The 25,855-nt window shown below is 57.5% G+C and carries 28 protein-coding genes; 20 read left to right on the forward strand and 8 right to left on the reverse strand.

The genetic code is table 11. The features are described 5' to 3' along the window. Nucleotides 1-83 precede the first annotated feature (83 nt). The 6 genes from Q8N00_05475 (at nucleotide 84) to Q8N00_05500 (ending at nucleotide 2,674) form a co-directional block, all read left to right on the forward strand. Nucleotides 84-305 (forward strand): type II toxin-antitoxin system HicB family antitoxin, encoded by a 222-nt coding sequence (locus Q8N00_05475; GenBank protein MDP2382236.1) that lies wholly within the window; start codon nucleotides 84-86, stop codon nucleotides 303-305. Then, entirely contained in the window at nucleotides 302-514 is a 213-nt protein-coding gene (locus Q8N00_05480; GenBank protein MDP2382237.1) for a type II toxin-antitoxin system HicA family toxin, read from the forward strand. Before Q8N00_05475 ends, Q8N00_05480 begins: the two co-directional genes overlap by 4 nt. 311 nt (nucleotides 515-825) lie before the next feature. Beyond that, nucleotides 826-1,065 (forward strand): addiction module protein, encoded by a 240-nt coding sequence (locus Q8N00_05485; GenBank protein ID MDP2382238.1) that lies wholly within the window; start codon nucleotides 826-828, stop codon nucleotides 1,063-1,065. A 96-nt stretch (nucleotides 1,066-1,161) separates the two neighbouring features. Continuing rightward, a complete protein-coding gene (locus Q8N00_05490) occupies nucleotides 1,162-1,632 on the forward strand; it encodes a cupin domain-containing protein (protein ID MDP2382239.1) in 471 nt (156 codons plus the stop codon). 39 nt (nucleotides 1,633-1,671) lie between these two features. Continuing rightward, nucleotides 1,672-2,223, forward strand: coding sequence for a pyridoxamine 5'-phosphate oxidase family protein (locus Q8N00_05495; protein MDP2382240.1), 552 nt, complete (start codon nucleotides 1,672-1,674; stop codon nucleotides 2,221-2,223). 46 nt (nucleotides 2,224-2,269) lie between these two features. Further along, the gene (locus tag Q8N00_05500) at nucleotides 2,270-2,674 is read left to right on the forward strand and encodes a hypothetical protein (protein MDP2382241.1); all 405 of its coding nucleotides are present in this window, start codon (nucleotides 2,270-2,272) and stop codon (nucleotides 2,672-2,674) included. A gap of 311 nt (nucleotides 2,675-2,985) precedes the next feature. On the opposite strand, the gene Q8N00_05505 is transcribed toward Q8N00_05500, so the two are convergent. Then, entirely contained in the window at nucleotides 2,986-3,177 is a 192-nt protein-coding gene (locus tag Q8N00_05505) for a hypothetical protein (protein MDP2382242.1), read from the reverse strand. Nucleotides 3,178-3,629: 452 nt separating this feature from the next. On the opposite strand from Q8N00_05505, the gene Q8N00_05510 reads away from it, so the two are divergent. After that, nucleotides 3,630-4,046, forward strand: coding sequence for a hypothetical protein (locus Q8N00_05510; GenBank protein MDP2382243.1), 417 nt, complete (start codon nucleotides 3,630-3,632; stop codon nucleotides 4,044-4,046). Between the two features lie 297 nt (nucleotides 4,047-4,343). Here the strand turns inward: Q8N00_05510 and Q8N00_05515 are convergent, their stop codons facing one another. Continuing rightward, nucleotides 4,344-4,895, reverse strand: a complete 552-nt coding sequence (locus tag Q8N00_05515; protein ID MDP2382244.1) for a hypothetical protein — start codon at nucleotides 4,893-4,895, stop codon at nucleotides 4,344-4,346. 209 nt (nucleotides 4,896-5,104) lie between these two features. Here Q8N00_05515 and Q8N00_05520 point away from each other — a divergent pair, with 209 nt between their 5' ends. The 4 genes from Q8N00_05520 (at nucleotide 5,105) to Q8N00_05535 (ending at nucleotide 8,921) form a co-directional block, all read left to right on the forward strand. Further along, the gene (locus tag Q8N00_05520; protein MDP2382245.1) at nucleotides 5,105-6,715 is read left to right on the forward strand and encodes a Na+/H+ antiporter; all 1,611 of its coding nucleotides are present in this window, start codon (nucleotides 5,105-5,107) and stop codon (nucleotides 6,713-6,715) included. Nucleotides 6,716-7,464: 749 nt separating this feature from the next. Beyond that, nucleotides 7,465-7,674: a hypothetical protein gene (locus tag Q8N00_05525; protein ID MDP2382246.1), complete on the forward strand. Its 210-nt coding sequence runs from the start codon at nucleotides 7,465-7,467 to the stop codon at nucleotides 7,672-7,674. 18 nt (nucleotides 7,675-7,692) lie between these two features. Continuing rightward, nucleotides 7,693-8,013, forward strand: coding sequence for a hypothetical protein (locus tag Q8N00_05530; protein ID MDP2382247.1), 321 nt, complete (start codon nucleotides 7,693-7,695; stop codon nucleotides 8,011-8,013). Nucleotides 8,014-8,186: 173 nt separating this feature from the next. Continuing rightward, complete coding sequence (locus Q8N00_05535) at nucleotides 8,187-8,921, forward strand: NADH-cytochrome b5 reductase (protein MDP2382248.1); 735 nt, start codon at nucleotides 8,187-8,189, stop codon at nucleotides 8,919-8,921. Nucleotides 8,922-9,014: 93 nt separating this feature from the next. Here the strand turns inward: Q8N00_05535 and Q8N00_05540 are convergent, their stop codons facing one another. After that, nucleotides 9,015-9,290 carry a hypothetical protein gene (locus Q8N00_05540; GenBank protein ID MDP2382249.1) on the reverse strand — a complete coding sequence of 92 codons (276 nt, stop codon included), beginning with the start codon at nucleotides 9,288-9,290 and terminating at the stop codon, nucleotides 9,015-9,017. 991 nt (nucleotides 9,291-10,281) lie between these two features. On the opposite strand from Q8N00_05540, the gene Q8N00_05545 reads away from it, so the two are divergent. Next, entirely contained in the window at nucleotides 10,282-11,085 is an 804-nt protein-coding gene (locus Q8N00_05545; GenBank protein MDP2382250.1) for a methyltransferase domain-containing protein, read from the forward strand. Between the two features lies 1 nt (nucleotide 11,086). Continuing rightward, nucleotides 11,087-11,623 (forward strand): alpha/beta hydrolase, encoded by a 537-nt coding sequence (locus Q8N00_05550; GenBank protein ID MDP2382251.1) that lies wholly within the window; start codon nucleotides 11,087-11,089, stop codon nucleotides 11,621-11,623. Between the two features lie 160 nt (nucleotides 11,624-11,783). Here the strand turns inward: Q8N00_05550 and Q8N00_05555 are convergent, their stop codons facing one another. After that, on the reverse strand, nucleotides 11,784-12,566 hold the full coding sequence (locus Q8N00_05555; protein ID MDP2382252.1) for a carbon-nitrogen hydrolase family protein: 783 nt from the start codon (nucleotides 12,564-12,566) through the stop codon (nucleotides 11,784-11,786). 105 nt (nucleotides 12,567-12,671) lie between these two features. Next, a complete protein-coding gene (locus Q8N00_05560) occupies nucleotides 12,672-13,646 on the reverse strand; it encodes a DUF4325 domain-containing protein (protein MDP2382253.1) in 975 nt (324 codons plus the stop codon). Nucleotides 13,647-14,001: 355 nt separating this feature from the next. Here Q8N00_05560 and Q8N00_05565 point away from each other — a divergent pair, with 355 nt between their 5' ends. Genes Q8N00_05565 through Q8N00_05575 form a run of 3 tightly spaced genes read left to right on the forward strand, consistent with a single transcriptional unit; the run spans nucleotide 14,002 to nucleotide 16,306 of the window. After that, nucleotides 14,002-14,415 (forward strand): hypothetical protein, encoded by a 414-nt coding sequence (locus Q8N00_05565; GenBank protein ID MDP2382254.1) that lies wholly within the window; start codon nucleotides 14,002-14,004, stop codon nucleotides 14,413-14,415. 34 nt (nucleotides 14,416-14,449) lie between these two features. Further along, complete coding sequence (locus Q8N00_05570; GenBank protein MDP2382255.1) at nucleotides 14,450-15,040, forward strand: DNA-3-methyladenine glycosylase I; 591 nt, start codon at nucleotides 14,450-14,452, stop codon at nucleotides 15,038-15,040. A gap of 36 nt (nucleotides 15,041-15,076) precedes the next feature. Continuing rightward, complete coding sequence (locus Q8N00_05575; GenBank protein ID MDP2382256.1) at nucleotides 15,077-16,306, forward strand: FAD-dependent oxidoreductase; 1,230 nt, start codon at nucleotides 15,077-15,079, stop codon at nucleotides 16,304-16,306. Nucleotides 16,307-16,312: 6 nt separating this feature from the next. Here the strand turns inward: Q8N00_05575 and Q8N00_05580 are convergent, their stop codons facing one another. After that, nucleotides 16,313-17,917 carry an NAD(P)/FAD-dependent oxidoreductase gene (locus Q8N00_05580; protein MDP2382257.1) on the reverse strand — a complete coding sequence of 535 codons (1,605 nt, stop codon included), beginning with the start codon at nucleotides 17,915-17,917 and terminating at the stop codon, nucleotides 16,313-16,315. A gap of 328 nt (nucleotides 17,918-18,245) precedes the next feature. Between Q8N00_05580 and Q8N00_05585 the strand changes: the two genes are divergently transcribed. The 3 genes from Q8N00_05585 to Q8N00_05595 all read left to right on the forward strand — a co-directional run bounded on the left by Q8N00_05585 (nucleotide 18,246) and on the right by Q8N00_05595 (nucleotide 21,386). Further along, a complete protein-coding gene (locus Q8N00_05585; protein ID MDP2382258.1) occupies nucleotides 18,246-18,692 on the forward strand; it encodes an ArsI/CadI family heavy metal resistance metalloenzyme in 447 nt (148 codons plus the stop codon). A 40-nt stretch (nucleotides 18,693-18,732) separates the two neighbouring features. Further along, nucleotides 18,733-19,347 (forward strand): RNA polymerase sigma factor SigZ, encoded by a 615-nt coding sequence (sigZ, locus tag Q8N00_05590; protein ID MDP2382259.1) that lies wholly within the window; start codon nucleotides 18,733-18,735, stop codon nucleotides 19,345-19,347. Nucleotides 19,348-19,808: 461 nt separating this feature from the next. Then, nucleotides 19,809-21,386, forward strand: coding sequence for a hypothetical protein (locus Q8N00_05595; protein ID MDP2382260.1), 1,578 nt, complete (start codon nucleotides 19,809-19,811; stop codon nucleotides 21,384-21,386). A gap of 29 nt (nucleotides 21,387-21,415) precedes the next feature. On the opposite strand, the gene Q8N00_05600 is transcribed toward Q8N00_05595, so the two are convergent. Then, nucleotides 21,416-22,666: a murein transglycosylase domain-containing protein gene (locus tag Q8N00_05600; GenBank protein MDP2382261.1), complete on the reverse strand. Its 1,251-nt coding sequence runs from the start codon at nucleotides 22,664-22,666 to the stop codon at nucleotides 21,416-21,418. Between the two features lie 20 nt (nucleotides 22,667-22,686). Beyond that, nucleotides 22,687-22,896 carry a hypothetical protein gene (locus Q8N00_05605; GenBank protein MDP2382262.1) on the reverse strand — a complete coding sequence of 70 codons (210 nt, stop codon included), beginning with the start codon at nucleotides 22,894-22,896 and terminating at the stop codon, nucleotides 22,687-22,689. A gap of 272 nt (nucleotides 22,897-23,168) precedes the next feature. Here Q8N00_05605 and Q8N00_05610 point away from each other — a divergent pair, with 272 nt between their 5' ends. Then, nucleotides 23,169-25,850, forward strand: coding sequence for a PAS domain S-box protein (locus Q8N00_05610; GenBank protein MDP2382263.1), 2,682 nt, complete (start codon nucleotides 23,169-23,171; stop codon nucleotides 25,848-25,850). Nucleotides 25,851-25,855 lie beyond the last annotated feature (5 nt).

Consider the following 25,855-nt stretch of genomic DNA (forward strand, 5'->3'; position numbering starts at 1 on the left):
TCGCGGCGCTATCAGCCGATATGAGCCGGTCGGATCTTGCATTTTGATTGAACCAGGCATAGCCTGTTGCCTGGAGGTCTGCTATGGCACAACCCGGTCAATTCACAATTGAATTGGAACAGGAAGACGATGGGCGATGGATCGGCGAAGTGCCGACATTGCCCGGTGTGATGGCCTATGGACCGACTCGGGCCGAGGCACTGGCGGCAGTCCAAGCCTTGGCGCTCCGCGCGATGGCGGATCGCCTTGAACATGGCGAGGCCCTTCCTGACGAGTTTTTGAGCGTGTCGTTTATCGCCGCATGAGCCGATGGCCTTCGACCCACGCTTCCCGCGTTCTTTCTGCCCTGCTCCGTATTGGCTGGTCTATCAAACGAACTACTGGGTCCCATCGAGTGCTGGCTCGACCCGGCTGGTCCGATGTCGTGTTCGCGTTTCATGATCGCGATGAGATCGGTCCCAAGATGCTGGCTCGTGTGGCGAAGGCGACAGGTCTTGCGCCTGAGGATCTCTGAGCCCGCAATCACATGGGGCAGAAACGTGTGTCGGGATTCCTGGTCTGCTGGCGACTCGTGATGGGAAGGCATCTGGCTAGTCCCGCGTTTCTCGTGTGTCTCGCTCAAATGGCGAGATTCCACCTCTGATCATGCAATAGGGCACTCCGAGCATGCCGTCATCTTTCTGTAGCGTCCGGAGGCGTCATCATCCGCAGGGAATGGGTAGCTGAAGAGGGGCGGCATTGCTTGGTTGCCTGTTGCTGGCCAAACTTGCCTGCTTCTCTTGACCTGTGGTTTGCGATATATTTCCAACCGTAGGAATTCTCTCCATGTCCAAGATAGTCCCTACTCCTCCTCCAGGGTTCGACGATCTCTCAGTCGACGCGCAGATCGATGTCGTGCAATCGCTGTGGGACCGGATCGCGGCGCCCCCTGAGCAAGTTCCTGTGCCGGAATGGCATCAGCAAATTCTTCGTGAGCGCTTGGCCTCATACAAGGCGAGCCCAGACTCTGGTCGACCGTGGGCCGATGTTCGCGCAGACATTGAGCGCAAGTTGCGCGATCGTTGATCTGACGGATGCACAGGGTCTCGTCTGGCCGCCAGAATCCCGTTTCGCATAGACATGGCTCAATTAGTCCATTCAATGGGTGCGTGAGGGTTTGCTGTGATTCCCAGTGACAAGCGCGGGTATGGGCTCAAGCGAGGCGAAGGTCATGCGATCGACTTTCGCGGGACGAAGATGACGGTGAAATTTCCTGGCGTGCAGCTGGGAGAATCCTACTCGCTGATTGAAATGGTCCATCCGCCGAACGCCGGCCCCGCATCGCACATTCACCCGACCGGCGCGGAAGCGTTTTATGTGCTGGACGGCGCCTACACGATTCAGAGCGGCGAGGAGGTCTATCGGGCTGCTCCCGGCGACTTCGTCTACATTCCGAAAGGGGTTCGGCATCTGTATCAGTCCGGCGCGAGCGGCGGGACGGTGCTGGTGCTGTCGCCTGCAGGACTCGAACGGTATTTCACCGAAGTCTCGGACTTGCTCCGGGTCGGCACGATCACCTGGGACCTGGAGCAAACGATCGCCAAGCAGTACGGCCAGGAATTTCTCGATAGACTCAAACATTGGGGACAGTGATCTGATCCATGATCGCCGTTCGACGGCAGGGAGCATTCGATGGCGCAACGATATCGCGAACTCTCCGACGCACATATCCAATTCATCGCCAAGCAGAGGATATTTTTTGTTGGGACTGCCACGACAGACAGCCGCATCAATATCTCACCCAAGGGCATGGACTCCCTTCGTGTACTTGGCAACGGGCGAATTGTCTGGCTCAGCGTCACCGGGAGTGGCAATGAAACGTCGGCCCATGTCCAACAGCAGCCGCGCATGACGATGATGTTCTGTGCCTTTGACGGTCCGCCTCTCGTCCTGCGGGTCTATGGCACCGCGACAGTCGTGCACCCGCGTGATCCCGAGTGGCGCGAGCTCTTGTCCTTGTTTCCTCCGCTCCCCGGCGCGAGGCAGATGTTCGATGTGGCGATCGACCTCGTGCAAACGTCTTGCGGGATGGCGGTTCCCTATTTGTCGTACGCCGGAGACCGGGAGCTGCTGAACGAGTGGGCCGACAAGAAAGGCGAGGAGGGGTTGCGGCAGTACCAGGAGGAGAAGAACCAGGTGAGTCTCGACGGCATTCCCACGCATATCGTTGTTCCTCATTCTTGACCTATGGCCGTGGCACGCGCAGGGTGCCCAGCGCTGAGAGGTGCGCATGATTCCAGTATTGGTCGGTATGCTCACGGCCGTCGCGGTTGCTGTTCTTGCCAAGTCCATGCGATTTGACCAGGACCGCAGCTTCTATCCTACCGTGCTTGTCGTCATTGCGGCGTACTACATTCTCTTTGCCGTGATGGGAGGTTCAGGCCAGGCGCTTGCTTGGGAACTGGTGGCTGCCGTCGCCTTTTCGGTGGTGGCGATCATGGGTGCGCTGCACATGCCAGTTCTTGTCGGAGTCGGGATCGTCGCCCACGGCCTCTTCGATCTCGTTCATCACATGATGATTGAGAATGCCGGTGTCCCGGACTGGTGGCCGGGCTTTTGTGGTTCGCTTGATGTGGTGCTAGGCCTTTGGGTAATCGGCCTCTCCCGTTCAGGTCGCTCGGCAGCCTGTCGATAAAGGCCACCAGCGGCGTTCTCGCGGCGCGCAGCAGCTCCACGCACTGCGAGAGTGCGCTTCGCTCCTCCGCTTACTGCGGCCTTTCTGAACAGCCTGCGACGATTTCTCCCCGTGCCTGCACCTGTTCTGGTCTGTGCATTTCTGCCGTGGCCTGGCAATGTGTGAGTAACCTGCTGGTCAGAACATCTTCTGGCTGAGGGCTGTGCGGGGAGCCGTCCTTCTGGTGGGTACGTATCTGGATTCGCTACAGGCCGATCCAATGAGGCGTGAGCGGCATTTGCTGAATAGGCAGCCGATCATCTCTGGGCGGCTCAGGTCCGTTTTAGGGTTTCTTGTCTCTGGTGAAGGTATGCGGCCCTGAGCGTTCCTGCGATGGCGTTGACGGTTTTGATGTCGTCTTCGTGTCCTGCGAAGATTTTGGTCGCGACGTCCCGGTGCTTTTTGATGTATTCAACTGCCACATCGAGAACACGGGCTTCTTCTAGTGTCAATTCCAGCTTCATGCTGTCCTCCTCTACGAGCCGTTTTTCAACCTATCTCTCTGTATGGTCTCGCGGTCGATCCTGTCACTGCCACAGCACGTTCATCGCTAGGATAAGAATAGCGCTTTTGTAAATACTTACACAATCCATCGCGATTGTATGGACCGTCAAACGGCGGACTGTGAGGATAATCACCGGCTTATGATCTTTGGTCGGAATGTTTTCGTGACACGATTGTCGAAGGGCAATGTTTTTTCCATGTCTCACGGTGTCTGAACGATTTTTAACTGAACTATCCCTGCTAGGGGCTTGCCTGGTCTGAGTCTGCTGTATCTGTCCGCCTGTTCGGATTTTACACCTGTCTCGATGGCCATAAGCATCCTTCGGTTGACGATTGACTGAAATGGCGGAGAATGGGGCTTTGTGTTGGGCGCGAGTGCGTCTGCTCGCGCTGAAGATCCGGGAGGAGTTCCATGCTAGTTGGTCCATCGATCATGGGTGCGATCCCGTTTGCGGGGGTTGCGCTCGCGGGATATGGGTGTGCCGGAGTCCGGCTCAACGTGGTGTACAGGAATATCGGTACCGTGGCTCCGTGGAAATTCAGCGCGGTCCGAACAGCCTTCGGTCTTGTGGTCGGAATGGCCTTCGCCTATTCCATGGCCCTTTGGGGCATGACGCATTCTATGTATCTGTGGTACCTGCTGCTGCTCCCGATCCGCTTGCTTGTATGGGTGGGTACGATCTGGTTGTTCTACGAACGAAAGGCCGTGCTCCCTAATTGGGGGAGGTTAGCAACGCACTCACTCGCGGGCTCTGCCTGGTCCTGTGTGGTGGATCTCCCCGCAGCCTTGGCCATGATTGTCGTGCCGGACGGAATATGGATTTGTTGAAGGAATTGTGATTGGATTCAGAGCGTGGACCTGCGACGAACCACCTCAATCTCATGGTGGTGAGACAACTCTTCGCAAGTGCGCCTTTCTGCGAACCATCGTGTGCTGCTCGGCCTTCATAGACATAAACAGAGGTCCTCAAACTCTCGCACCCGTTTTCAGGGTCGCAAGTCGATGGGCCCGCAAGCGCGTGTGGGATCATGGCTGACCGTGCATGTCGCGGGTGAGCGGTTCCCTCAAGGCCGTCCGTGCTTCGGCTGCGCCTGCGGTCCTTCAGGCCGATGAGCCTGCTCGGCCCTAACGCTTTTTACATCGCGGGTCGGCGGTTTGCAGTTCTGCGATCTTTGCATCGTCGAGCGGGACTGGCGCACAGCCATGTCCCTTTTCGCAGACGAAGTCGTATTTCACCGCTGGCTGATGACAGCTGAAGCAGGTCACTCCTTGGAAGTTCACCACGTGGTCTCCCCGGGTTTTTATTGTGGTACCCGCTGCCGAGAGGTCCAGGTCAAAGAACTCCCACCCATTGGTCTCGGGAAACTTCTGGCGCGAGTGCTTGACCATCGCCTCGCCCGGTAGGAGTTGGAGGAACGTGCCGACCGGGTATTCCGTATCTGCCACGCTGTTCTTGAAAATTCGCACGGCTTCCTTGAGCTTCTCGGGATCGGCATGCGTGATATAGGTGTTTCTGACCTTGGTCCCATCTGTCATGCAGCTGAATGAGCTCTCGGACACCGTGACGGTTTCGGCAGAGAGGCTGGATGCCATGGCGAGTCCCAATGCGGAAGCCACGACGACCCTCATGCAGACCAGACCCGACTTTCGTGATAGGGATGTGATGAGAGGGCGCATGCGAGTACTCCCTTCTGCTTGAAGTGAACGGCGTGGCAGGCTGAGCCGGCCCTTGTATCTTGCCCTATTGTAATCGTGAAAGGGGCAGGATTCATCTGTTCCTATACCGGCAAGAGACCCTCTCATAGTTGACTCTGTTTTCTTCCCCACGTAGCCTATCTCATTTTTTCCACTCTCAACCGGTTGTGGAGGATGAGGAAGGGGGAGGGATGGAGGGGCTGCATCAACTCGAGACCGTCATCCTGCTGCTCGCAGTGGTATTGGCGTTGACGACGGTCGCTCAGAAGATCTTCATTCCCTATCCCATTCTTCTTGTGATCGGTGGGTTGATCCTTGGTATGGTTCCAAGGCTCCCGGCAGTCACGCTCAGTCCTGATCTCGTCTTTCTGGTCTTCCTGCCCCCTATCCTTTGGTCCGCCGCCTATTTCACGTCGTGGCGTGAATTTCGCGACAATCTCAGGCCGATTTCATTGCTGGCGGTCGGGCTCGTGCTGGCGACGACGGCTGCGGTTGCGGCGGTTGCGCATGCGATGCTGCCGGGTATGGGATGGGCCGGAGCCATCGCGTTGGGCGCCATCGTCTCTCCGCCGGATGCTGTGTCGGCGACGGCGATTGCACGGCGTCTGCGCATCCCTCGCCGTATCGTCACGATCCTTGAAGGGGAAAGTTTGGTGAACGATGCCACGGCGCTCGTGCTATACCGTGTCGCCGTCGGCGCAGCCGTGGGCGGGAGCTTTGCGCTGGGTGACGCGCTGCTGCAGTTTGTCTTTGCCGCCGTGGTGGGCGTGGCAATTGGATTTGCCGTGGGCATGGCCGCACGCTGGGCGCTCTGTGCCACGGAGGACAGCTTTACTCAGATTGCGATCACATTGCTGGCGCCCTATATCGCGTGGGTGTTGGGCGAATTGACGCACGCGTCCGCGGTGCTCGCCTGTGTCGCGGGTGGCCTGCATGTGCGGCAACATTTTAGCGCGGCCGTCGCGCCGGCCACGCGGCTGCAGGCTCGTGCGGTGTGGGATCTGCTTATCTTCGTGCTGAACGGCTTCATATTCATTCTCATCGGTCTGCAGCTTGGGGGGTTGCTCGAGGCTGTGCCGTCCGGTCAGTTCAGGCTGCTGCTGATGGTCGGTGCGCTGGTGAGCGTCACGGCCATTGTCGTCCGTATGGGATGGGTGCCCTTGGCGGCGATCCTCCCCCGGCTGCTGAGCCCTTCGTTACGGGTGCGCGACCCCATGCCCCCTTGGCCTCCTCTCTTTCTGATCGGCTGGACCGGGATGCGAGGGATCGTCACGTTGGCGGCCGCGTTGGCGTTACCGGTCACGACTGCTTCCGGACAGCCGTTTCCCTTTCGAGCCGAAATCATCTTGATCAGTTTTTCGGTGATTCTGGCCACGCTGGTGTTGCAGGGGCTTTCACTGACCCCGTTGATTCGGGTCTTGAAACTCGAAGAGGACCGCGGGCAGGAGCAGGAAGAACGGCAGGCACGCGAGCATGCAGCCACGGCTGCAGTCCGACGGTTGGACGAATTGGCAGGGGAGGAGTGGTTGACTGAGAACCATGTCGATCGGCTGCGTGTCCATTATGTCCGGCAACTGGAACGCTTTGCGAGTTCCGGTACCGTGGACCCGGACTGTTCGTTGGAGTCGGGCGCCACGTTTCGGCGGTTGCGACATGAAACCTTGTCGGCAGAGCGCCTGGCCCTGATCGATCTGCGCAATGACGGAACGATCGGTGACGAACTGCTGCATCGTCTGGAGCACGAGCTCGATGTTGAAGCCTTGCGTCTCGGGATCGGAGAACGTCGAGTCGCGAGGCCTTGAGGTATGCCCATGAGGACGATATCGCCAGACATATTCTCGAAGAGGCCCGAAGCGGACATCACGATATCATCGTCGTGAGGCGGTATGGGACGTCCCGGACTATGGGACGAAAAAGAGCCGGGAGTTGTCGTCAGAGCGCTTCTTCTTCCCGCGGCACGACAGGCTGACAGAAGAGACACCGTTCCATGGCCACAGGGGTTGTTCCGCCACAATGAGCGGTCCTTGCGCGGTGCGATAGCAGGCGGCTTCGCCGCTATCGAGCAAGACGCTTCCTCACTGAATTGAGATCCTGCCCCGTGTAACATTGTAACCAGGCAGGGATCGAGAATTATCTGGAGCCTCGTTTCCTCTCGAATGTCGATCGTCGGCTCGGCGAAGGGCAGATACAGTACCAGCTATTGTGTTGGAGGGCGGCTCTGCCCTGCCAGGAGGTATGAGATTGAAGTAGTGGGATTAGGGGATCTTTTCGAGCGAAATAGCGCGACTTCCCTTGTTCCTGTTCGGCTCGACCGTGGGTATTGTGGAGAGGCGATGAGAAAGAGGAGAACCTGTGAGTCTGCGACTCGCTCGCGACATCCTGGCAGAGGGCGCCCCGATTCGTGCAGTGAGCAATATTGAGCAGGCCGACAGGCCATTCTTGGTCATAATGATCGCCATGTAGCCCTAGGTGCCACCGGATGCCGTCGGGGTAGAGAGCTCTGCCGAGAAGTGATGCCAGCGGCAACCTCACGACGAAGGAAGGAGCCATTATGAAACATGGAATGATTGCGTTGATGGCATTGTCGATCTGTGTCCTCCAGGGCGCTATTGCCGACGCTATGGAAACGAACCGGTCTTCTTATCTTGTATCGGGCCCGACAGATCCTCTGCCGCCCAAGCCGGTACCGGCTCCACCGTTGCCGGGGCCACCTGGGCCGAACCAGCCCAACCAGCCGAACCAGACTCTGTCACGTATCTAACGTGTATACGAGGAGAAGATGTCTGTGAAGATAATCCTGTTGTTCACACTCCTACTCACTCTGCCGTTGTTAATGACGGCAACCATGGCTGCATCACCTGAGCCTATGGGCCAGAATACGCATGTCGTTATCGGGACGCTCGAGGAGTTCGATCTATCCAAGATGAGTGGAAAGATTACAACAGATCTAGGTCAGACGGTTGTGTTCATGGTGACGAGGCCGGACTTGTTTAAGGGACTGTCGGTCGGACAACGCATTGCCGTCCGTCTGGACGACCAGGGATACGTGAGTAGAGTCATGGATACGACCGTACCGGAACTGCCAGGCCCTGACAAATAATCCGATCAGCCACGAGGTATTCTGATTCGGGCCTGGCCCGCCATGTCCTATTAGCCGGTCGCATGATCACCGTAGGAATGTCTGCGGGCGTTGCTGGACCTTGCATCTTGAAGTTTGAGTCACCGCGCGCTTCTTCTGTTGCGACCGCTTCCTCAGGCTCTTATGATTGAACTATGGATATGAAAGCTGTCACCCGCATCACGTCGAAGGAGCCTCAGCCCTACGAGCTCACGGCCATCCATCGGGATACCCACGATACGAAGACCTTCCGCTTTGCTCTGCCTGCCGACGCCACGTTGGATCTGCTGCCGGGGGATCATCTCTACCTCCATGCGACGATCGACGGGAAAGCGGTGAAGCGGCCCTATACGCCGTCATCGATGCCCGGCGCTACCGGGTACTTCGATTTGACGGTGAAGCGGTACGAGACCGGCTTGGTGTCGAAGTATCTTCATGCCCGGGAGGTCGGAGACCGCGTGCTGATGAGCGGGCCGAAATCCGGCGGCCATTGGGTGGACGGTATGGCAAAGAAGGTGGGGTTTATCGCGGGAGGCTCCGGTATTACCCCGATGATTGCCATCATTCGTTGGATTCTTGCCAAGAGCCTTCCGGTCGAGTTGTATCTGGTCTTCGCCAACAAGTCAGAGGCTGACATCATTTTCCGGGAGGAGTGGAACGAGAACGCGCGTGAACATGCAAACTTCCATTGCTATCATGTGTTGGGGGAGCCGCCCCCGGGATGGACGCAAGGCAAGGGCCACGTCACCGAAGCTCTTCTGCGCGAGCATCTTCCGCCGCCAGGCCCCGACACGGTGATCTTTCTCTGTGGTCCCCCGCCGATGGTCGATGCGCTGGAAGTCACGCTCAAAGCGATCGGCCATGCCGAACAGGCCATCATCTTTCCATAGCGAGCTCCAGGATCGCGCGTCCTTCGCTAAATGAAACCGCCTGTGGAGAGGCATCTCTCCACAGGCGGTCAGCCGATCCGCTTCTCGGATACGTTACTCTGTCTTGGCTTTGAGTTCCTTCGCCTCGCCTTTGATTCGCTCTCCGGCTGCTTTGGTTTTCCCCTTCGCCCGTTCGACTGCGCCTTTCACTTTATTCCCTTTGGCCTCTTCGGTCAGGGCTTTTGCTTCCCCCTTGGCCTCTTGGGCGTTGGCCTTCGCTTTGCCCTTCATGTCCTCAACCGCGGCTTTCATCTCATCGGCCTGAGCCGTACCGTGGGTGCCCACGCAGACAAACAGAAACGCCATAGCGACAATCGTAAATGTTCGCACGGGAACCTCCCTGGTAAGAATGTGGAGCATTGAGGTCTTGGATGGTGCGATGCACCATCATGAGTTGACCGTCGTAGTCTACCTGATGAGACCGGCTGAGTCTGGTCAGTATTGCACAGTGGTGAGCCCCACCGCTGCGAGGCTGCTAGGCGAGACCGGCTCGTTCATCGAGTGCCGGTGAGGGAGCCGGTAGCTCTCTTAATATGTAATCCTCCCGCTCGCGGCATTGCACTGTTGTTTCTGCCTCGTTAGAATCCTTCCATGCCGATCTTCTCTCCGGAACGACTCATGCTCATGAAGTATGTCGCAGGATTGAAGGTGAATCGCTGTCCTCTTGAGAGGAACGCGTCACTGTCGTTGTTGGTCCGGTTGGCCATTGTTTTGTTGGCGGTTCCTTGTGGTGCGCAGACGCCTGCACCAGCGCCGCCGGTTCAGAATCAACTTGGACAGAGTCCTCAAGCCGAGCTCAATGTCGGGGGCTCTGGCCAATCAAACGTGGGACCTACATCTGCGCCGGCTTCCGGAGTTGGCTCCTCGGCGAGTTCAAGTCTTGGGAAGAGGTTTGGCTCAGCTGGACGGGGACTCCCGGGGATGCCAGGCGGTCCGCCGATGAAGGAATCGATGGGGTCCCAAGATCCCTCGGGCCGATATATGACTCCTCCGACCATTCCGCCGTTGTTGTGCGATCCAGCCATCAATATTCCTTGCTAGTAGCAGGATGCTGAAAACGTCCGCCAGCGTCGTTCTCGGCTCATCGAAATCCTCAACGTACCCCTGAGGGTCCGCCTCCGGTTTCGACCAGCCTGCGGCCTTACTGGACGAACGTTTTGAGCATCCTACAGGGAAATGGAAAGCCTGATATTGCTTATGCGGCGCTCATCATAGGATCTGCCAGGCCAACCTTCTTTTCTTCCTGTCTAGTAGTTGTCTATACTCCTGCATCGCTTTCGCGCCGTTGAGTTTCTCTCACATCGTTACGCGAGGTCGGGACATGGCCCAATCGGAAGAATATGTATTTCGCCGAGTGGAGGATCAGCCGGAGCTTGAACGGCTGCGGATGATCGAGCGGGTGTTCGATCCGGCGAGTCGCCGCCGGTTGCTAGCGACCGGCCTGCAATCGGGCTGGCGTTGTCTTGAAGTCGGGCCTGGCGCCGGTTCGATTATGACCTGGATGGGTGAAGTGGTCGGGCCGACTGGCCGGGTCGTGGCGGTGGACCTCGACCCGAAGTTCCTCGGTGGAACGGTGCAATCGAATGTGACGGTGGTGCCAGGCGATGTTCGAGCCGTCGAGTTACCTGAACGGTCCTTCGATTTGATCCATGCCCGCTATGTGTTGATCCATATTCCTGACTATGAGACGGCGTTGAATAGGATGTTGGATTGCCTGAAGCTCGGAGGCTGGCTTGTGCTTGAAGAGCCGGACTTTTCCGCTTCGCTCGGTATCGCGGGAAGCGCGGAGGAATTGGTTGCAGTAGGGAAGGTCAATCAGGCAATCCAGGTCATGTATGACAGGCTCGGGATGGATTATGCGTTGGGACAGAAATTACAGGCTCTGCTGCAAGCGCGCAGTCTCGAATCTGTGACGATGGAGCAGGATGCTCCGCGATCTGCCGGAGGCTCCGGCATGGCGACGATCATGAGGCTGTCCACCGTGCAGTTGCGGGAGAAGTATCTGGCGACCGGCGTAGTGATCAACGAGGATCTTGATCGCTATCGCCGCTTCGCGGAGAATCCTGAGTCCCTGGCGATGTATTACGCCACGATCGCCGTGAGTGGTCGGAAGGTTGAAGGATAAGATGTTCGAATCAACTCCGGTATTAGTGCTTCCAGGTCTTGGCAATTCCGGACCGCAACATTGGCAAACGTTGTGGGAGCAGCGCCATCCCGAGTGGCAGCGCGTCGATCTGGGTCATTGGGATAAGCCGAACTGCGACGAATGGGTTCGTGCGTTGGATCTGGCCGTGCGGGCCTGTGCTTCTCCGCCCCTGTTGATCGCTCATAGCCTCGCCTGTCTTTTGGTGGCCCATTGGGCCCATCGCTCAGACTGTGTGCCGAAGGGCGCATTTCTTGTGGCATTGCCCGACCCGCAGAGGGCAGGCTTTCCTCCCTCGGCTCGTGGATTTTCACCGGTGCCAACGGCGCCGTTCGCGTTCAGGAGCCTTGTGGTCGCGAGCGCCAATGATCCCTTCGCATCGTCGATCTACGCTAGAGATTGTGCGGAGGCCTGGGGGAGCAACTTTGTCGATATCGGCCTGGCCGGGCATATCAATGCCGACAGTGGGCATGGCGAATGGGAAGATGGCTATGCGCGGCTGCAACTATTCATGAACTAGCAGGACGCTGAAACAGTCCGCCGGCGTCGTTCTCGGCTCATCGAAATCATCAACGGAGACCCGGCCGCCTCACTAACTCGGCGGCGCGCACAGACGTGGTGCTCCTTATTCGTCGCACCGTGCGCCCCCCAAGGGTCCGCCTCCGGATTCGACTAGCCTGTTATAAATGATGCTGGTGATAGTCCTGCGTCGCCAGCGTCTGCATCTCTAGATCCCACTCGATCGTGAATATGGCCGATCGTGCCGATGATAACGACAAAAGTCGTCGTCCGTCCTTCGCCACGACCGTCTCGGCTTGGCGGAAATCGAGGGTCTTGTCTGGTCCGGTTCTATTGCAGACGATGAGCGGGAGCCCTGTGTCGACGGTACAGCGTTCCCATTCCCCGTTCGGGCCATGATGGCCCGGGGCCCAGGCGGCCGAGGAAATCAGCAACTGGGCTCCTTGAGCCTGGAGGGTTCTGGCGATTGCCGAGGTATAGGCATCCGCGCAGATCAGCATGCCTATTCTGGTGAACGGCGCGACGGGAAGGGCGACCGCTTCTGTGCCGGGAGTCGACCAGGCCTCCGATCCCACCCGCAAGGTATGAATCTTTCGATGTGCGCCGACGATGGTCCCATCCGCTGCGATGACGAAGAGACTGTTGTAGAGTTTGCCGGACTTGCGGTCCTGTTCGGGGCAGGAGAGGAACAGCGTTACGCGCAGTTGCGCGGCAAGCCGGGCCATGTGCGTCATCCAGGCATCTGGCTGCGGAAGAATCCATTCCGTCCCGATGCTGTCGGCGAAGGTATAGCCCGTGACCATGAGTTCGGGTGTGATGATCCAGGTTGCGCCGAGTCGCGCGGCGGCGGTCACGGCCGTTTCAATGAGCCGTCGATTACGCGCGAGATCGCCTGGGATTGGCGCGAGATGGAGGAGCGCGATGCGTAAGTTGTTTGTCGGCATGATCGTCGATTCTTCGTGTCGCGTAAGCCTCGAAGGTATCATAAGCGACGGTGCCCCTGATACCAGAACCGAGCGCCGGGTAGGGGGCTATTTTTGACCGGTCTTTTAGATAGGCAATATCGCTTGGCCTTCTTGATTCATCGCTCGCTTTATCATTCGTTCAACTGCTGGAGATACCTTAGTAGGTATCAGGCGAATAGATGGATGGGCATTCTTGAAAACTCGGAAAATTTCGTCGGCAAATGCCTGACCGATGTCGGTTACGTCACTAAAATCCAAATACACTTCCTTGAACTTCTCTAAGCGAGATAAGAGGCGTTTAGCTTGGGAGCGGGACACCAAATGGTCACCTTCATGTTTTACCAACTGCACCGATAGGTTCGTTCTCGTAAATCCAAATTCATCTAAGTCTGCTGTGAATTTGTCAAAAACATCCTTGGGAGTTTGCGCTGAGTCTAGATATATGATCATGCTCACCCTTGTTCCGGGTCCAGAATTGTCCTCCTTAACGTCAAATAGCCATTCATCTCCTTCTTGAAACCTGCAAAACGTTAGCTTGTCGGAAGCGATGATGAATTTGTCGAACATGCGCGAAGTGAAAAATATTCCCTCACCTGTATGTCTCGCAGGGTCAGTGGTGAGCTTTCCCTTCGTTAGCTCAAGAAGCGCATGCCTCGGGTCATCCAGGTGACATTCTTCCTGTAACTTTCTCCAAATCCCTACGCCATAGTCTTGAATGACAATTTTCACGACTAAAGGATCTATTTTTATCCATATGTCTGCCGAGCTTGCCTTGGAGTGATCAATCACATTGTTGAACATTTCCGTAAACCCATAATGGCAGATTTCTCGAACGTTACTTTTTAGCTCACCAAGGACAGGGGAGACTGATTCATTCCAGATTCTATCTTCTTGTGACTCAGGCCCTACAGGAACCTTAACCCACGTATCTCTTAACGCCTTGATGGCATATGGATGATCTGCCGAACCTGTCTTCTCCAACGTGCCAGAAGCGATAAGCTCTCTTACATTCTTGGATACTGCCTGCCTGGTTATCTGAAACATTTTTGCTATTTCCATCACAGCAATCGTTCCCAGGTCGTCTACTTGACGCATTATGGTCGTGCGAATTTCTTGAGTTCTTCTTTTTATGGGCATATGGAAACTTTGTGATGTTTATATGTAAACTTTATGGAATTAAATGGTAAACTTTTAATTATCGTAATGTCAACTAGTACTCATGAGTTGGGAGTTTTCTAGATCACGAGTGGCAGGGTATCTTCGTTGGACAGAATCCGAAGTTGCTAACGTTTGAGTCGCCGCTTGGTTCAGGCTCCCACCACCATCCTGGTGGTAAAACTGGTTGCAGGATATTATAACCGCTTTCATCGAAGGTGTGTTCCACACATGAAATTGATAGCGGTTTGAAGCGAGCATGAAACCAGTTGTCCGGCTTGAACGAACTGGGTGCGGCATCGCTACCGTGGCAGCGCTGGCAGGCGTCACGTACGATCAGGCGAAGCAGATGGCGACTCGGCTCGGTATCGTTGCCGCCGATCCTGCATTATGGTCCGAGACGGACCATGTCCGTCGGCTGGTCAAGGAATATGGTTTTCGATTGGCTCGAACAGAAGCGCCCTTTACCTCATGGGAGGCGTTGCCGGATCTCGCGTTGCTGGCCATCAAATGGCACGAAGATCGGGGCCGCGCGTTCTGGCATTGGGTGATGTTTTGGCGAGGGCCTCACGGACCGGTCGTCCTCGATTCGAATCGTGCCCTTCGTCGTCATGTACGGACCGATTTCGGTCGTATGAAGCCGAAATGGTCTCTGGCCATTACCTCGACATAGAAGGCGGCTGAAGATTGAAGCCGAGTATTCGCTGATGACTAAGCTCCCTCCTGCGATGTCCGATGGAAAGACCCGTTGCGGCTGGGTCGGGACCAAGCCCCATTTCATCACCTATCATGACCGTGAATGGGGAGTGCCGGTTCACGATGACCGGAAGCATTTCGAGATGTTGCTGTTGGAGGGGGCCCAGGCAGGTCTCACGTGGGAGACAATCTTGCTGCGCCGTGAGGGCTACCGTCGAGCTTTTGCCGCGTTCGATCCGAAGAAGGTGGCGCGATTCACGGCGAAGCAGAAGGCCCAGCGGCTGACGAATCCCGGCATCATTCGCAACCGGCTCAAAGTCGATTCGGCGGTGACCAACGCGCAGGCGTTTCTTGCGGTGCAGCAGGAGTTCGGTTCGTTTGATGCCTATGTCTGGTCGTTTGTCGGTGGCGAGCCGATCGTCAATTGTTGGAAGCGAATGTCAGACGTTCCAGCGACGAATGTGGTGAGCGACACCTTGTCGAAAGATCTCAAGAAGCGAGGCTTTCGCTTCGTCGGGAGCACAATCATCTATGCCTATATGCAAGCAGCAGGTCTTGTGGATGACCATACGGACGATTGTTTTATCCGTGCCCGTCGCTAGCGATTCGCGCCCGCAGTAAAGTGAGGAGGTCTGGCGATGAAGACGATGTCGGTGCGTTGCTGCATTGCGGGGGGCGGCCCGGCGGGGATGCTGCTGGGCCTGTTGTTGGCCCGTTCCGGCGTCGAGGTGATGGTGTTAGAGAAACATGCCGATTTTCTCCGCGATTTCCGTGGAGATACGATTCATCCCTCAACGCTCGAAGTCTTATATGAATTGGGGATCTTGGATCGATTTCTCGCCTTGCCGCATCAAAAAGTCTCGCGGATCAATGGACAGTTCGGTGACCTGGCGCTGACGGTTGCGGATTTTTCAACTCTCCCGACACGGTGCCGATTTGTGGCGTTCATCCCACAGTGGGATTTTCTGGCTTTTCTTGCGAAGGAGGGCGCTCGATATCCGGGCTTTCACTTGCTGATGCAGGCAGACGTGACGGGCCTGATTGAAGAGGCCGGCTCAGTGGTGGGACTCAAGGCAAACACACAGGGCGGTCCGATCGAGGTGCGTGCAAGTCTTGTCGTGGGAGCGGACGGGCGGCACTCGACTGTTCGCAAGGAGGCTGGCTTGTCGGTGGAAGAGTTCGGCGCGCCCATGGATGTCCTATGGTTCTGTCTGCCCAGGAGGCCAAGCGATTCGGCAGATCCTATCGGTCGGTTCGATGCAGGGCGTATCTTTATCATGTTGAACCGCGGCGACTATTGGCAATGTGGCTTCGTGATTGCGAAAGGCTCGTTGGAACAGATCCGGGCCAACGGGCTGCCAGCGTTTCGTGATGCGGTTGCACAACTCGCGCCGTTCATGGCCGATCGTGTCGATGAACTTCAGGACTGGGAGCCGATCAAGTTACTGACGGTTCAAGTCGACCGGTTACGACAATGGTATCGTTCCGGTCTCCTCTGTATCGGCGATGCGGCACATGCCATGTCTCCGGTCGGTGGCATCGGGATCAATCTGGCAATCCAGGATGCGGTTGCGACGGCAAATCTGCTGACTGCGCCGTTACGGATCGGAAACCTGACAACCCGGGATCTCCAACTGGTACAGCAACGGCGGGAATGGCCGACCCGCATGACGCAATGGATGCAGCTCGCGGTTCAGAATCGCGTCATTCGGCCGGTCCTCACCCAATCGGGTAAACTTTCTCCGCCTTTCGCCGTCCGGCTGATCGCGCGGTTTCCCTTTCTCCGCCGGATTCCTGCCCGGATGATCGGACTCGGATTCCGGCCGGAGCATGTGCAAACATCTGCCGCCGAGACCGCACCGGTGTGAGGCAGGCTAGAAGGGGGAGAAACGGCGTGACGAACGGAGAATTTCCCGTGCGGCATTCGCACCGGCTATGCCCATGACTCCTCCGCCCGGATGGGCGGCGGCTCCGCAGAGATAGAGCCCATGGATTGGAGTCCGGTAATCGGCGAATCCCGGCACAGGCCTGCAGGCAAAGAGCTGGTTCAGCGTCATCGCTCCCTGGAAAATATTTCCACCTGTCAGGTTGAAGGTTCGTTCGAGATCGAGTGGCGTCAGGACTTGGCGGGCGAGCACGGCACGCTGAAAGTTCGGCGCGTACTCGTTCAAGAGGGCGAAACAGCGATCGGCGAAACTCTCTCGTAGGTCGTCCCAGGTGGCGCCCCGTAATTTGTAGGGGGCATATTGCACGAAGATCGACATGAGATGTTGGCCCGGCGGGGCCACCGTGGGATCCACGACCGAGGGAATGGTACATTCCAGAATAGGCCGTTGCGAGGGGTGCCCGTACTTGGCCTCGTCGAACGCCCGTTCAATGTAATCCAGGTCAGGGCTGATATGGATAGTCCCGCGATGGTGCGGGCCCGGCTCCAGCCCCGGGCAGGCGAGAAAGTCCGGCAGTTCACTCAGCGCGACATTAATCTTCATCGAGGCGCTGTCGTAGTTGATCCGACTGACGGCGTCTGAGAATTCTGCTGGAAGCTGCTTCGCATCCAGCAGGCGGGTGAAGGTGACCTGCGCATCCGCATTGCTGGCGACGACCGGCGCATAACATGCTTCTCCGCTGGCCAAGGCCACGCCTCGAACGGTGCCGTCACTCACGAGAATTCTTGCCACCTCTGCCTCGCAACGGATCTCAACCGTGAGGTCGCGTGCGGCCTTCGCTAAGGATTGGGTGATCCCGCCCATGCCGCCTTCCACATAACCCCAGACGCCTCTTTTTCCGTTCGTTTCTCCCATCACATGATGGAAGAGGACGTAGGCGGTGCCGGGCGTCGAGGGAGAAGCCATCGCCCCGATGACGGCATCGGTCGCAAGCGTAGCCTTGAGTTCCTCCGATTCAAACCAGCGATCCAGAATCTGCCGCGCGGGGGCGGTGAGGATCTCGAAGGCTTCGCTCATGGCGGGCCCCATGGCCTGGAAGGGTTTTCCTACTTGGTACAGAGTCCAGAGGTCTCGCAGCCCCGGCTTCGCCAGATTCGGAGGCCGCATCGTCAGCAGCGGTTCAAGGACCGTTGCCATTCGTTCGAGCATGGCTTCATAGGCCGGGTAGGCGTTCGCATCCTTGAGACTGAATTTCGCGATCTGCCGATGGTTCAGCGCGGGATCGGGGCCGAGCAAGAGATGTCTGCCATCGGGGAAGGGCGTGAACGAGGAGGGATTGCGTTCAAGAATCTTCAGTCCGTAGGACTGGAGGCCAAGATCCTGGATGATCTCTTTCCGGAAGAGGCTGTTCACATACGCGGCTGTGGAGACCTTGAAACCGGGGAAGGTTTCTTCCGTGACGCAGGCGCCGCCGACGATGTAGCGACGTTCCAGCACCAGGACTTTCCAGCCGGCCTTGGCCAGGTAGCAAGCTGTGACCAATCCATTGTGACCGGCGCCAACGATGATCGCGTCGTAGCGTGTTTCTCTCATGCCTATTCCTGCAGGACGCTGAAACAGTCCACCAGCATCGTTCTCGGCTCATCAAAATCCTCAACGTACCCCTTGGGGTACGCCTCCGGTTTCGACAGCCTGCGGCCTTGCTGTGTGGCCATTTTGAGCGTCCTGTATGGGCCGTCCTGCTGTGCTTACGGTCGCAGTGTACATCACCAGGTTATGGACATGAAATGGAGTCTGGTGTTCCATGAGTCCTCGATGACGAGGACGAACGAGTGCACGGCTTGCGTCCTTTTCCGGATGTCTCCGTCTATAGAAATGAGGGGAGGCATGGTGCCTCCCATTCATTCGAAAGGAGAACCTCATGAGACCCCATCTATCTCTTGATGTACGCAACGTGCCTGCTTCGGTGGCGTTCTATCAGAAAGTGTTTGGTGTCGCGCCGCAGAAACAGACGACAGACTATGCCAAGTTCGATCTGAGGGAGCCGGCGTTGAATTTCTCGTTGGTGTCATCTCCAGAGAGGGTCAGCAGGGTGAACCATCTCGGTCTCGAAGTCGAATCGGTGGATGAGATTGCAGGGTGGAAACAACGGCTGCAAGAACAGGGCATTCTGGCAAAGGTTGAAGCGGATATCGCCTGTTGTTTTGCGCGGCAGGACAAACTCTGGTTTTCCGACCCGGACGATAATGCCTGGGAGGTTTTTACCGTTCATGAGCAGTTGGAGGTGACAGGGCCATTGACGCACACCGGCTGTTGTGTGCCGACGAGCAGTGGGGCGGCTCAGCCGGTTGCTTGCGCGGCGTCGTAAGGGGCGTTACGGTATGGACCGAGAGTGAGGAGTGATGAACATGATGCCGGATAGTCAGCATCTCTGGGACGAGGTCCAAAGCGGGCTGCACGGCTTCATCCGGAAACGTGTGACCGATGAGGCGGCAGCCGAGGATCTTTCGCAGGAGGTCTTCATCCGGATGCAGCGAGGGCTTGAGGGTCTCAAGGACCAGAGCCGCCTCCTGCCGTGGATCTATCGGATTGCGCGGCATGTGATCATCGATTACTACCGTGTGCAAGATACGCATCCTGAGCGGCCGGCCGGTCTCGCGAGCGACCTTGAAACGTTGTATCCTGCGTCCCTGACTGTGAGATCGTCTGAGGATTCCGGTCAACTTCGCAGGGAGTTGGCCGGCTGCCTCCGCCCTATGATTGCGCGGCTATCCGAGGATTATCGGCAGGCGGTGACCCTGATCGATCTTGAGGGGTTGGCGCAGCATGAGGCGGCAGCCAGACTTGGGTTGACGGTCTCGGGGATGAAGTCACGTGTCCAACGGGGTCGGCGGCAATTGCGAGAGATGCTGGAGGCCTGTTGCGCGATTGCCCTCGATCGGCGTCGAGGGGTGGCCGATTACGACGTGCGGGATCGTTCGTGCCGAGACCGACCTCGTTGTTCTAGCAGGCTGCTGAAATAATTTTCTTGCCCGCTATGAATGTGCCTCCACATCCTCTTTGCCCAGAGACCTGCATCTTCACCTGCTGCGTAAAACATATTTCGTGGATAGGCGGAGTGGCTCGTTCATCGTATCAAGCTCGGACACCCAACCTGTAATCGTTCTCTGATCCTGCGCTCGGCCATCTGATTTTTCCGGATCCATCATTCCTGTCTCAGTCGTAATCTGCCTAATCGCTCGGCAGATTATTCCTGTTCAGCGCCTGAATGGTTCACCGCGAGTTGAACCAATCATGAGAATTCAGGGCAAACAGCACCGGCCAGGTGCGGCATACCCTTTGCGATATCGGCCAAGCACCACGGGATGATCGCGCAGATCGCTCGCGGGAGACCTGCGAGCGCGCCATCGATCCGCACGGCGTACAAGGCGGCGGCACGTGGGCGCTCTTCTCTCATGCTCGTAACGAGTCCCAAGGAGGATCGATGATTCCCGTACTCGCCCCGTTGCCGCAGGAGGTTGCAGTTGTTATGGCCCTCTTCCAGGAGTTTCTTGCAGCTCACGCCGATCCTGATGGTGGCCAGCATCTGCACGATCTCTATGCCGACGACGCGCCGGTTGCGTTCGACGGACGTTTATGCAGAAAAGGTGACACGGATCGAGAGGCGTTCGCGCAGGCACACCGTCATGCCTGTACGCAGGGCATCGGGAAATTGCCGGTGTTTGAACGCGTCGATCTGCTTGCGGGCAACGTGGAAACGGATGCCAGCTTGGCGGTCGGGTGGTTCAACGTTTTCGAATCGGGCGATGGCCGGGCCGCGACCGTGGGGTTGGGTGCTCGACATGAGGGTGGGCAATGGCGCGTGGGCTGGTGCATCGTTGCGCCCGCTATCCAGGACTGGTCCTATCGCCAGGGGCGGTTGCAGACGCTGGCAGAATATCCTTGGATGCTCTCCGACGTACCAGTCCTGTCGCGGAGTGCGCTCGATGCGTCCTACGGCCGTCTGTTCCGGCAGTCGGACGCGCAGTTGAGCTTTCTGCCAGAGGCGCGCTTTAGCTGCCATATGAGCGGGGCCTGCTGTAAATTCGATTACAGTATTGCTGTGCCTCCCGCCGCCCAAGTCCTGATCGATGCCATTCCCTGGGAAGAGATTCAGCCTGCACTCATGGGCACGAAATTGGATGTACGCACCGACGGTCAGTTGCAACTGAAGGAGAACCGCGAGACCTGCCGATTTTTGGGTGAACATTGTCAGTGCTTGATTCACAAGACCCTGGGCCGCCAACCGTTTGGACCCTGTGCCGTTTTCCCCTTTGCGTTTACGCAGACTCCGGAAGGTGTGGCGGTGACGACGAGTCTGGTGTGTGGCAGCGTGAGAAACCGGTTGGGCCCTGCATTGGCAGCGCGTCAAGACGATGTGCGTGAGCGCCTGTTCCTCGCCCCGATGCGGAGTCCGAACGGGTTTCGTCTCGCGCCTGGCCTGGACATCCCATGGGAATCGTTCCGCCAGATCGAAACGATTTTGCTCGACCTGCTGGAGAACTCGCAGGTGCCGCTCCGTCAGCGTCTCTACGCGGGCAACCGGTTGCTGGATGCCTTGCGCAGGAACGCACCGATCGATGTGGGGGCGTGGCTGGAGGAACCTCCGGGCCACTTGCCCGATGCGTATCGTGAGACGCTGCGAACCTACCTCGCTAAGATTTTTGCCTGGGACCGGCGAGGTTTCGCCAGTTTGCCGCAGGGCATGTCGCTGGATCACCCCCACGATCGGGTGTGGGAGGAGTCGGTCGTGGTGGACATACTCAGAAACCTTCAGTTTTCCAAGACCTATTCCTATCCTTACGATCTCACCACCGCCCACAATATGTCGATTCTGCTGTCCGTGCTGGCCGGTATCATGCAGGCAGCGTTCGAGGGCCCGCTCCCTGACGAGCTGTGGCAGGAACTCGCCGCATTGGGCGGGCATGGGTTACTGGCGTCGTTGCTGCCAGAGTCCGCGCCTCAGGAGCTCAAAGAATTTTTAGGGTCGAGCGAGTTCGGTCAGTGGGCGCTGTGGTACTGAGCGGTCTTCTGTCAGGCCATGCTCGCGTCTTACTGGGTAGGGCTTTCCGACGAGTTGATGAAGGCCTTGCGGTAGCCGGTCACTTTTCCCAAGTACTGTCGGGTCTCTTCGTAGGGCAGCTTTTCACGCAATTGGTCATAGACGGCGGCTGGTTGGAGTGAGTTGATCTGGTTGATGGCCTCGGTACGGGTACGCGAAAACGTACGGAAGACGTTGCCTGCTCCGGTGTTGTAGGCCGCAATGACACAGTATTCGCGCGAGACATTGTGGGCCACGCTTTCTAGCTGATTGAACATCAACACATTCAAATAGGCGGTGCCCAATTCGAGGTTGTTGGCGGGGTCAAACAGGTACTCCCGCGTCGGAGTCACATCCTGGCCTTTCGCCTTCCGATAGGCTTCTCGCCCACCGCTGGTGGGGACGAGCTGCATGAGTCCATAGGCCGGGGCCGAGCTGACGGCATAGGGGTTGAAGTTGCTCTCGGTGCGGATGACGGCGAACACCAGGCTGGGGCTGATGCGATATTGCTCGGCGAACTGATGCACCAGCGTCCGGTACTTGTCCGCCTGCTTCACGGCGAGATTGGACACCATCGGGATCTTGACGTAGTGAGCCGTCTTCTTGGCCCCATCCTGGTCGATCACCCGCGTCGAAGACTTCTTTTCAAGAATATAGGCGGCAAAGGGCTCGGCCTCTGCCGGTGTGCGCACCGGCTTACGCTGCTGATCGAGAACCAGGCCGTATAAGTAGGGCATTTTGTCGCCGGTGAGGACGATTTCTTTGTCGGAAAACAAATCGACTGCGCGGGGATCCTCCGGCGTCAGAATCGTCGTGACCAGGGCATTCTTGAGGCTGCGTTGGGGGTCTTGCTCGTCGAGGGTTTCGACCAGGATCTCGCCTGCGTCAAAGTCGACGATCGCCCGGCTCTTGTAGTTCTGCGTGTACTTCACATATTTCTTTTGTTCGGGCAGTTTGACTTCCTCCTTGCCCCAGGTCTTTCCGACATTCACCCCGAGGGCGGCAAGGAGCGTCTCGAAGTCCTTTTTTGCCGCGCGCAGATCTCTGATGAGGGCTTCCGGATCGCGCGCATACTGCTCGATACGTTGCTTCGCGACCTGCGCCGGATCCTTCCCCCCGGCGAGATCGATGACGGTCTGGCCGGTCCGGCTCCTCGTGACCCGTTCAGCAGCCGTAAGGATCTGGTCGGTCGTCTCACAGCCTGCTGTGGCGAAGGCAAGAGTGACGATCAGCAATGTGGCGAGCGAGGTGGGTGGGCGCATGGGGGCATTGTACAGAATTTTCACGGGGCTACAAGTGTGTACTCGGCATCTTCAAGGAGGGCTGTGAGTATCTCGGCAAGATGTTCCAATTCAAACGTGACTTCGAGTCGATCTTCTGCGGGGCGCGCAATCTCGACCAGTCGCGCGCGTTGAATCCCGCCTTGTAGACGTTCGACCAGTGGCTGGCTCAGAACAAGACTTATATTCCGCTCGAATAGTCCTCTCCTCATCTCGATCTCCCCAGCGAGGCCTTGCCCTCCGATCCAGGGCGGCAGGGCGGGTTCTCCCAGTCTGTACATTTTCTGAATTACGTAGGTCTACCCAGTGTTTGGCGTTATATTTTTCCTGAGGGTATCGTGTCAGCCCTTTCCGCCATTTCCTCGACTGTCTTCTGCGAGGAAAGATCGTGGAATGGCTGGAGCATGACGATTTTGCATCGATAGCAGAATAGGCCGACGGCGATATTCTCGAAGAACGTTTCTCTCTACCGGTGATGTAACGCATGACGAACCTTGAACTGATGACTCATCCGTGGTTTGTCAGGCTGAAGCCTGTGATTCCGGCATTTGTCTGGGTCACCACCCTCGGCACCTTTCTGATCGATCTCTACGTTCCGCTTGGTTTTGCCCCCTGGGTCTTCTACTTCTTTCTGGCATTCGTGGTGTCACGGTTCTATCCCTCAAGGGTGCTGCTTCTCTCCACGCTGCTCTGGTCGGTCTTGGTCTTGAGCGGCGCGGTCTTATTGGCGAAGGAGGGAGATCCGACTGCGGGTGTGTTTAATCGGGCGGTCGGTGTGGGGACGCTCTGGTTGATGGCTGGTCTGCTGTATCTCGATAGCCGATCGTTGCGCGCCCGCCTCGAAGCGGAGTCGCGGATCCACGCGGTCATAGAAGGCGCGTTGGATGCCGTCGTCACGATGGACGAACAGGGCCTGGTCGTCGAGTGGAACCAGCAAGCGGAAGTGACGTTCGGGTTTACGCGGGCAGAAGCCGTGGGGGTGACTCTGGCGGAACTGATTATCCCGCTACAATACCGCGCAGCCCATGTCGCAGGGATGCAGCGATATCTTAAGACGGGACAGGAAGCGATTCTCAGACGGCGGATTGAAGTTAGGGCCCTCCGAAAAAGCGGCGAGGAATTTCCCGTTGAACTCACCGTGATCCCTCTGCGCCTTGGCGAGCAGATGTTCTTCTCGTCGTTCATTCGCGATATTAGCGAGAGAAAACGAGGGGAGGATGCGCTTCGGCAGACCACGGCGTTCATCGAGTCCATGTTCGAGCATTTGCCGAATATGGTGTTCGTCAAGGACGCCAAAGATCTTCGTTTCGTGCGATTGAATAAGGCCGGCGAAGAATTGCTCGGTTATTCCCGATCCGATCTTCTGGGCAAGAACGACTACGACTTCTTCTCCAAAGAGGAGGCGGAATTTTTTACGGCGAAAGATCGTGAAGCGTTGTCAGGCGGTAGGCTGGTCAATATTCCTGAAGAGACCATTCAGAGTAGGGCCAAAGGCCTGCGCCTGCTCCATACGAAGAAAATTCCTATCTGTGACTCCCTCGGCATGCCGCAATATCTGTTAGGTATCTCGGAGGACATTACGGAAAGCAAAGAGATCGAGGTCGCGCTTGTGAAAGCCCGGTTAGCGGCTGAAGAAGCCAGTCAGGCCAAGAGCGATTTTCTCGCGAATATGAGCCATGAGATGCGGACGCCGTTGAACGCGATCATCGGCCTGACGGATTTTCTGCTTCGGACTCCGCTCTCGTCCGATCAGGTCGATCTCTTGAAGCGGTGCGAGAAGGCCGGCTCCGGCTTGCTCCGTATGATTGAAGATCTTCTGCAGGCGGCCAAAGTGGATTCCGGCATGCTGGAGTTGGTGCAAGAGCCGTTTGCGCTTCGAGGACTGGTTGCGGATACCGTCGGGCTCTTGACCAAGAAAGCCCAGGCGAAGGGGCTGTCTCTTTCGTTATCCACCGATCCAGGTCTTCCGGTACTCGTTCTGGGAGACGCGCTGCGTCTCCAGCAAGTCCTGCTCAATCTCATCGGGAATGCCGTCAAGTTTACGGCAGAGGGGGGCGTGGACGTCCGCGTCGGGCCAATGCCTGGTTCGCCTGACGGAAACACTGTGCGATTTATGGTGGCCGATACAGGAATCGGCATTCCTCCCGAGCAGCACCAAAATATCTTCGATCGGTTTGTGCAAGTCGATTCCCGTGCCAGCCGGTCCTATGGTGGAGTCGGTTTGGGGCTTGCCATCTGTCAGCAACTCGTTGGCCTGATGGGGGGACGTATCCTGGTCGAGAGCCAGCCTGCGCAGGGCAGCACCTTTACGGTGATCATTCAGTTTCAGGCGCTGTCGGAGGATCAGCCGCCTGGAGTCCTGTCTGAGCGAGGGGCCCTGCCAGTCCAGATGGCGACAGCAGGCGCTCAGATCCCTGGCGAGAGAGGTTTGACGATCCTCCTCGCTGAGGATTGCGTGGAGTCTCAAGATTTGATGGCGTTGTATCTTCGCGGGACTCCCCATCGGATGGATCATGCCGCCAGCGGCGCCAGCGTGGTCGAACGATATCAGACGGGCGGGTACGATCTCGTGTTCATGGATCTCCAGATGCCCGGCATGGATGGGTATGCAGCGACGCGAGCCATTCGGGCTTGGGAGGAGACGCAGGGCCGGACCCCTGTCCCCATCGTGGCGTTGACCGCGAATGCCGACGGCGAGGCGCAACGGAATAGCCAGCTAGCCGGTTGTACCGATTTTGTGACGAAACCCGTCAAAGTCGCTACGATTCTCGGCGTAATCCACCGATATATGGTTGCGCCGAGGAAAGAGACCGTATCCGGTCCGAGTGAGGGTCCGCGAGCCGTAACAGAGGATACGCTCGAGCAGAGCCTGCAGTCGCTCCGCCCAAAGTTCCTGCGTAATCGGCAGCAGGATGTGGCGATCCTCCAATCCGCGATCGTCGCGCAGAATGCCGATACGATTCGAACGATCGGTCACCGTATCAAGGGGCTCGCGGGTTCGTATGGGTTAGACAGGATAGGATCGATCGGCGGCTCCATTGAGGCGGCTGCCCTCGATGGTGACTTCGAGCGAGTGACCGAGGAGGTGCAGCGGTTGGTCGAGGCGCTCCGGGAGGCTGAAGGAGCCTGCTCGGAAGCGGGTAGCGACAAAATTCCCTCGAAATAAGGAAC

The sequence above is a fragment of the Nitrospirota bacterium genome (assembly GCA_030684575.1).
Classification (GTDB): Bacteria; Nitrospirota; Nitrospiria; order Nitrospirales; family Nitrospiraceae; genus Palsa-1315.

Bases quoted from the DNA above. Each gene is read 5' to 3' on its own strand.
- Q8N00_05475 (MDP2382236.1), top strand. From the start codon at position 84: ATGGCACAACCCGGTCAATTCACAATTGAATTGGAACAGGAAGACGAT.
- Q8N00_05480 (MDP2382237.1), top strand. From the start codon at position 302: ATGAGCCGATGGCCTTCGACCCACGCTTCCCGCGTTCTTTCTGCCCTG.
- Q8N00_05485 (MDP2382238.1), top strand. From the start codon at position 826: ATGTCCAAGATAGTCCCTACTCCTCCTCCAGGGTTCGACGATCTCTCA.
- Q8N00_05495 (MDP2382240.1), top strand. From the start codon at position 1,672: ATGGCGCAACGATATCGCGAACTCTCCGACGCACATATCCAATTCATC.
- Q8N00_05500 (MDP2382241.1), top strand. From the start codon at position 2,270: ATGATTCCAGTATTGGTCGGTATGCTCACGGCCGTCGCGGTTGCTGTT.
- Q8N00_05505 (MDP2382242.1), bottom strand. From the start codon at position 3,177: ATGAAGCTGGAATTGACACTAGAAGAAGCCCGTGTTCTCGATGTGGCA.
- Q8N00_05510 (MDP2382243.1), top strand. From the start codon at position 3,630: ATGCTAGTTGGTCCATCGATCATGGGTGCGATCCCGTTTGCGGGGGTT.
- Q8N00_05515 (MDP2382244.1), bottom strand. From the start codon at position 4,895: ATGCGCCCTCTCATCACATCCCTATCACGAAAGTCGGGTCTGGTCTGC.
- Q8N00_05520 (MDP2382245.1), top strand. From the start codon at position 5,105: ATGGAGGGGCTGCATCAACTCGAGACCGTCATCCTGCTGCTCGCAGTG.
- Q8N00_05525 (MDP2382246.1), top strand. From the start codon at position 7,465: ATGAAACATGGAATGATTGCGTTGATGGCATTGTCGATCTGTGTCCTC.
- Q8N00_05530 (MDP2382247.1), top strand. From the start codon at position 7,693: ATGTCTGTGAAGATAATCCTGTTGTTCACACTCCTACTCACTCTGCCG.
- Q8N00_05535 (MDP2382248.1), top strand. From the start codon at position 8,187: ATGGATATGAAAGCTGTCACCCGCATCACGTCGAAGGAGCCTCAGCCC.
- Q8N00_05545 (MDP2382250.1), top strand. From the start codon at position 10,282: ATGGCCCAATCGGAAGAATATGTATTTCGCCGAGTGGAGGATCAGCCG.
- Q8N00_05550 (MDP2382251.1), top strand. From the start codon at position 11,087: ATGTTCGAATCAACTCCGGTATTAGTGCTTCCAGGTCTTGGCAATTCC.
- Q8N00_05555 (MDP2382252.1), bottom strand. From the start codon at position 12,566: ATGCCGACAAACAACTTACGCATCGCGCTCCTCCATCTCGCGCCAATC.
- Q8N00_05560 (MDP2382253.1), bottom strand. From the start codon at position 13,646: ATGGAAATAGCAAAAATGTTTCAGATAACCAGGCAGGCAGTATCCAAG.
- Q8N00_05565 (MDP2382254.1), top strand. From the start codon at position 14,002: ATGAAACCAGTTGTCCGGCTTGAACGAACTGGGTGCGGCATCGCTACC.
- Q8N00_05570 (MDP2382255.1), top strand. From the start codon at position 14,450: ATGACTAAGCTCCCTCCTGCGATGTCCGATGGAAAGACCCGTTGCGGC.
- Q8N00_05575 (MDP2382256.1), top strand. From the start codon at position 15,077: ATGAAGACGATGTCGGTGCGTTGCTGCATTGCGGGGGGCGGCCCGGCG.
- Q8N00_05580 (MDP2382257.1), bottom strand. From the start codon at position 17,917: ATGAGAGAAACACGCTACGACGCGATCATCGTTGGCGCCGGTCACAAT.
- Q8N00_05585 (MDP2382258.1), top strand. From the start codon at position 18,246: ATGAGACCCCATCTATCTCTTGATGTACGCAACGTGCCTGCTTCGGTG.
- sigZ (MDP2382259.1), top strand. From the start codon at position 18,733: ATGATGCCGGATAGTCAGCATCTCTGGGACGAGGTCCAAAGCGGGCTG.
- Q8N00_05595 (MDP2382260.1), top strand. From the start codon at position 19,809: ATGATTCCCGTACTCGCCCCGTTGCCGCAGGAGGTTGCAGTTGTTATG.
- Q8N00_05600 (MDP2382261.1), bottom strand. From the start codon at position 22,666: ATGCGCCCACCCACCTCGCTCGCCACATTGCTGATCGTCACTCTTGCC.
- Q8N00_05605 (MDP2382262.1), bottom strand. From the start codon at position 22,896: ATGAGGAGAGGACTATTCGAGCGGAATATAAGTCTTGTTCTGAGCCAG.
- Q8N00_05610 (MDP2382263.1), top strand. From the start codon at position 23,169: ATGACGAACCTTGAACTGATGACTCATCCGTGGTTTGTCAGGCTGAAG.